Source organism: Streptococcus orisasini (assembly GCF_001431045.1).
Lineage (GTDB): Bacteria > Bacillota > Bacilli > Lactobacillales > Streptococcaceae > Streptococcus > Streptococcus orisasini.
Genome location: NZ_BCLE01000057.1, coordinates 1 through 5,211, shown reverse-complemented (window position 1 = coordinate 5,211; position 5,211 = coordinate 1). Strand labels below are relative to the sequence as shown.

At 38.9% G+C, this 5,211-nt stretch carries 7 protein-coding genes and 1 pseudogene; 4 read left to right on the top strand and 4 right to left on the bottom strand.

Features of this window, described 5'->3' with window-relative positions; all coding sequences use genetic code 11:
- Nucleotides 1-98: 98 nt before the first annotated feature.
- The 4 genes and pseudogenes from SCSH_RS11535 to SCSH_RS10725 all read right to left on the bottom strand — a co-directional run bounded on the left by SCSH_RS11535 (nucleotide 99) and on the right by SCSH_RS10725 (nucleotide 1,211).
- A pseudogene (locus tag SCSH_RS11535) lies at nucleotides 99-294 on the bottom strand (hypothetical protein).
- A gap of 88 nt (nucleotides 295-382) precedes the next feature.
- Complete coding sequence (locus SCSH_RS10735; RefSeq protein WP_193743707.1) at nucleotides 383-628, bottom strand: phospholipase D-like domain-containing protein; 246 nt, start codon at nucleotides 626-628, stop codon at nucleotides 383-385.
- 113 nt (nucleotides 629-741) lie between these two features.
- Nucleotides 742-933 carry a hypothetical protein gene (locus SCSH_RS10730; RefSeq protein WP_057491878.1) on the bottom strand — a complete coding sequence of 64 codons (192 nt, stop codon included), beginning with the start codon at nucleotides 931-933 and terminating at the stop codon, nucleotides 742-744.
- Nucleotides 930-1,211 carry a hypothetical protein gene (locus SCSH_RS10725; protein ID WP_057491877.1) on the bottom strand — a complete coding sequence of 94 codons (282 nt, stop codon included), beginning with the start codon at nucleotides 1,209-1,211 and terminating at the stop codon, nucleotides 930-932. Before SCSH_RS10725 ends, SCSH_RS10730 begins: the two co-directional genes overlap by 4 nt.
- A gap of 124 nt (nucleotides 1,212-1,335) precedes the next feature.
- Between SCSH_RS10725 and SCSH_RS10720 the strand changes: the two genes are divergently transcribed.
- From SCSH_RS10720 to SCSH_RS10705, 4 genes are all read left to right on the top strand, one after another.
- Nucleotides 1,336-1,710, top strand: a complete 375-nt coding sequence (locus tag SCSH_RS10720; RefSeq protein ID WP_057491876.1) for a TnpV protein — start codon at nucleotides 1,336-1,338, stop codon at nucleotides 1,708-1,710.
- Between the two features lie 365 nt (nucleotides 1,711-2,075).
- A complete protein-coding gene (gene tet(O) / locus SCSH_RS10715; protein WP_057491875.1) occupies nucleotides 2,076-3,995 on the top strand; it encodes a tetracycline resistance ribosomal protection protein Tet(O) in 1,920 nt (639 codons plus the stop codon).
- Nucleotides 3,996-4,046: 51 nt separating this feature from the next.
- Complete coding sequence (locus tag SCSH_RS11015; protein ID WP_071705139.1) at nucleotides 4,047-4,220, top strand: cysteine-rich KTR domain-containing protein; 174 nt, start codon at nucleotides 4,047-4,049, stop codon at nucleotides 4,218-4,220.
- Between the two features lie 555 nt (nucleotides 4,221-4,775).
- The gene (locus SCSH_RS10705; RefSeq protein ID WP_442477941.1) at nucleotides 4,776-5,138 is read left to right on the top strand and encodes a sigma-70 RNA polymerase sigma factor region 4 domain-containing protein; all 363 of its coding nucleotides are present in this window, start codon (nucleotides 4,776-4,778) and stop codon (nucleotides 5,136-5,138) included.
- The last annotated feature ends 73 nt before the right edge of the window (nucleotides 5,139-5,211 follow it).

Genomic DNA, 5,211 nt, shown 5'->3' with positions numbered 1-5,211 from the left:
ACTTCCGTAACCCGCACTTGCTTCGTCTTGTTCAGTTTTCAAAGGGCTTCCCTCGTATCGAGGCAACTACTATATTCTATCAACTCCTTTCTCTTTTGTCAACTCTTTTTTTTACCTTTTTTGCTTTTGTCATTTATAAATATTTCTTTTTGCCGAGATTCACGAAAGCAAACACAGTCAGATAAATTACCTGTTAGGTATTTCCCTGGCGCTTTGGGAAAGTCAACATTTACCAAATGTTTATCAATCCATTTGGCAATGACCTTTTGTGTTCCCCCTATCCAGTTTATCCATAAATAGCGAATTTAATATTTAGCATTTAGCCGTGGCGTTTCACCATCTCATCATAAGAGCAAGTTCCCTGACCACCATCCAACCACTCCTACATCATCAAATCAGCCAACTGCGCCTTAATCATGGAAATCCCAGACTGGGTCACAAAAGCCACAGAGAAATAAAAGGCCGTACTCTTGAGCAATTCCTCCTGCAAATCCGTCAGGACAAACCGCTTTTCCTCAGCATTATTAATCAAAATCTTGGGCGCATAGGTCACATCCCGAAACCGCACCCGGTCAATAAAGTCAAACTGCATTGACTCCAACAACTGAGCTTCAAAAGCTGAACCCATAAAAATAGTTCTGTCTAGTTGATAAAGAACCAATCCAAAATATTGTTCCTCTTATTGTCCGGAGAAGTTACAAAATTTATCATGTTAACTCCTTAATTAAAAATTATAACCCTTCAACTATTTCCTAACAAATGAGGAATTGACACTATTTCAACCCTCTTTAAAGCTATAACCATATATTCTTTTGTTCCATTTTTGACAAAACAATAATCTTTTTTAGAATCTTTTTCCCTTAAAAAAATTTTATTTTCTTTAAATTTTATCTCTATATTCTCTAGTTCTTTTCCATTAATTTCATTTTTCAAATAATATGTTTTTTCCCCTTACTATCTGGAATTAGAGAGTAGTAAATTTTTTGTGGCAGATCTACATTATACAATTCTATGATAAACATTTTGTCATTGCCCTGAGTATATTCTGTTATCTTTAAACTTTCGCTATTTGAAATTAGATGGTCATTGTACTCAAAATAAGAACCACTAATAGTATAATGTGGATTATTTGAGCCAAAAATAACAAATATTCCTACAATAAAAAATAACGAAAAAGGTATAAATTTAATCAAAAAATCTTTTATTTTCATAAATGCCTCTAACTATTTTTTGAACTCCCAAACATGTATGAAACCAGATAAGGAGAAAACGTAAATTGTGTTAATGATAGCAGACATGAGTATGGAGTGAATATCTTATTTGGAGGAAAAACAAATGGTACAATCAATCTTTGAGGAAATGGGCGGCAGATACGAACGGCAAGGCGAATACATTTTACCCTGCCTTACCATACCACCCGAAAAGGAACAGTCGATAGACTTATTCGGACGGCGGCACTTGGACTATCTGCGGGAGTACCGCAAAATTACATACACCAATCTTCTCACAAGCGGCAGGCTCAATGCTTACCTTGCCGACATTGACAGACAGGCACAGGAACACTTTGAACGGCTCATAGAGGGCATGAAGCAAGCACAGGGCATAACGGAATGCCTAAAGGAAGAAAACGCCTTAGAATGGACTGGAAGAACGAATAACATAAGGGCTTGTGCGAGGGAGATTGTGGGGAAAGAAATTATTTTTGCATAAACAGATGATTAGTGGCAGGGTGAAATCCTGCCGCTTTTTCTGCTTTAGTTTGTCAGCTTGACAAATAAAGGGTTAAGGAATATAATTAAATTCAGTTTTATACAAGGAGTTAATAAATATGCGGCAAGGTATTCTTAAATAAACTGTCAATTTGATAGTGGGAACAAAAGTAGCAGTCTCGTTTCACTTTTAATATGGGGCTTAGTTTTTTGTACCCAGTTTAAGAATACTTTTATCATGTAATTTTATATGCCCGAAAACATATAAGTGTTTTGGGGCTATTGGAGTTATTTACCCAGTGATAGGAGTATTTATCACTGGGTATTTTTATGCCCTTTTTTGGGTGTTAATAGGAGGAAAATCACATGAAAATAATTAACTTAGGCATTCTGGCTCACGTTGACGCAGGAAAGACAACCTTAACGGAGAGTTTATTGTATACCAGTGGTGCAATTGCAGAACTAGGGAGCGTAGATAAAGGCACAACAAGGACAGATACAATGAATTTGGAGCGTCAAAGGGGAATCACTATCCAGACAGCAGTGGCATCTTTTCAGTGGGAGGATGTAAAAGTCAACATTATAGATACGCCAGGCCATATGGATTTTTTGGCGGAAGTATACCGTTCTTTATCCGTATTAGACGGAGCAGTATTATTAGTTTCTGCAAAGGATGGCATACAGGCACAGACCCGCATACTGTTTCATGCACTACAGACAATGAAGATTCCGACAATTTTTTTCATCAATAAAATTGACCAAGAAGGGATTGATTTGCCAATGGTATATCGGGAAATGAAAGCAAAGCTTTCTTCGGAAATTATAGTGAAGCAAAAGGTTGGGCAGCATCCCCATATAAATGTAACGGACAATGACGATATGGAACAGTGGGATGCAGTAATTATGGGAAACGATGAACTATTAGAGAAATATATGTCAGGGAAACCGTTTAAAATGTCAGAACTGGAACAGGAAGAAAACAGGAGATTCCAAAACGGAACGTTATTTCCCGTTTATCACGGAAGCGCTAAAAACAATCTTGGGATTCGGCAGCTTATAGAAGTGATTGCCAGTAAGTTTTATTCATCAACGCCTGAAGGTCAATCTGAACTATGCGGGCAGGTTTTTAAGATTGAATATTCGGAGAAACGGCGGCGTTTTGTTTACGTGCGTATATATAGCGGAACATTGCATTTGAGGGATGTTATTAGAATATCTGAAAAAGAGAAAATAAAAATCACAGAGATGTGTGTTCCGACAAACGGTGAATTATGTTCATCCGATACAGCCTGCTCTGGTGATATTGTAATTTTACCAAATGATGTTTTGCAGCTAAACAGTATTTTGGGGAACGAAATGCTGTTGCCGCAGAGAACATTTATTGAAAATCCTCTCCCTATGCTCCAAACAACGATTGCAGCAAAGAAATCTGAACAGCGGGAAATATTGCTTGGGGCACTTACAGAAATTTCAGATGGCGACCCTCTTTTAAAATATTATGTGGATACTACAACGCATGAGATTATACTTTCTTTTTTGGGGAAAGTGCAGATGGAAGTCATTTGTGCCATCCTTGAGGAAAAATATCATGTGGAGGCAGAAATAAAAGAGCCTACTGTTATATATATGGAAAGACCGCTTAGAAAAGCAGAATATACCATCCACATAGAAGTCCCGCCAAACCCTTTCTGGGCTTCTGTCGGGTTGTCTATAGAGCCGCTCCCTATTGGAAGCGGAGTGCAGTATGAAAGCAGAGTTTCACTTGGATATTTAAACCAATCGTTCCAAAATGCGGTTATGGAGGGGGTTCTCTATGGCTGCGGGCAGGGGCTGTATGGATGGAAAGTGACAGACTGTAAAATCTGTTTTGAATATGGATTGTATTATAGTCCTGTAAGTACCCCCGCAGACTTTCGGCTGCTTTCCCCTATCGTATTGGAGCAGGCTTTAAAAAAAGCAGGGACAGAACTATTAGAGCCATATCTCCACTTTGAAACTTATGCACCGCAGGAATATCTCTCACGGGCGTATCATGATGCCCCAAGGTATTGTGCAGATATTGTAAGTACCCAGATAAAGAATGACGAGGTCATTCTGAAAGGAGAAATCCCTGCCAGATGTATTCAAGAATACAGGAACGATTTAACTTATTTCACAAATGGGCAGGGAGTCTGCTTGACAGAGTTAAAAGGATACCAGCCAGCTACTGGTAAACTTATTTGCCAACCCCGCCGCCCGAATAGCCGTATAGATAAGGTTCGGCATATGTTCCACAAGTTAGCCTAACAGCTTGCATAAGTCGTATAAAATGAGATTTGAAAGGATTAGAAGCTAATTATGATGAAATGCGAATGGATATTATGTCCTGTTTGTGGGAGCAAAACCCGTAATAAAATTAGGAAGGACACTGTTTTGAAGAATTATCCCCTTTATTGTCCAAAATGCAGACAAGAAAGATTGATTAAAGTTGACAACTTGAAGATAACTGTCATCAAAGAGCCAGACGCTTAAGACGCAGAGCCGATGAAATTGTGGAACAATTCACGAATCATCGGCTCTTTTTGTTTCGTATTTGAAAGAACAAACTCACCAAATAAAAAAAACGATATTCGGGTGGGTTATTTTGTTATACCCTAAATTACCCTCTGAATTTGTTTTTAAATTTGGAGGGTTTTTATGTTCCTTTTTTCGGGCGGTTGCCCATCTGCTTATATAAAGCAAAGTTTATTTATACATAGCACATCAGGGAATGGCGGGAAGCCAGTTAAAAAAATCCCTGCCAGTGCAACGGTACTTCCCACCATGAAGGTAGAAGTACAATCTCCATACAACAGAATTAGTATTTCCCATAACCGTAAAGGTCACAAAGCCTTTGCGGTTTTTCTTTTGTCGTTTTTGGTTGGAAAGTGCCGCAGGACTATTATTGGTGTTAAGTGTCGTTCGCCGCCTTTCAATCTGGATTTTTATGTTTTCAAAGATTCAGATTGATTGGAGGAAAAAAGAATGGCATATAACAACGGACGTGAGGACAGGAAGTGGCGTATCTGGAAAGAAGCCGAGGAAAAAGTGTTGCGGGAACATGGAGTTGATGAAGCTACCATCGAACAAATCCGTATTGACGACAGGGCAGACTTTAATTCCAACAGGCGGTTTTACCATTGGACAAGCGATTTCGGGGAATACCTTGAGGGAATGGCAGACAGGGAACAGTCAGCCGAAGTAAAGACCGTTGAAGATTTACTGGATGAAATCGAAGATGAAAATCTGTATCAGGCATTACTTACGGTGGACAGGCGTACACTGCAAATCGTTCTGCTGAAAATGAAAGGGTATTCCACAAAAGAGATTGCCCCGCTTGTGCATTTAACGACGGGTGCTATCTATGCACGGTTAGACCATCTTAGAAAAAAGTTGCGGAAGATTTTATAGTCATCTAATACAGCATGCTTTCTTATGGGCTATTGGGTGGGGGATAAAATTCTCCCACCCAATTTTAGAATAA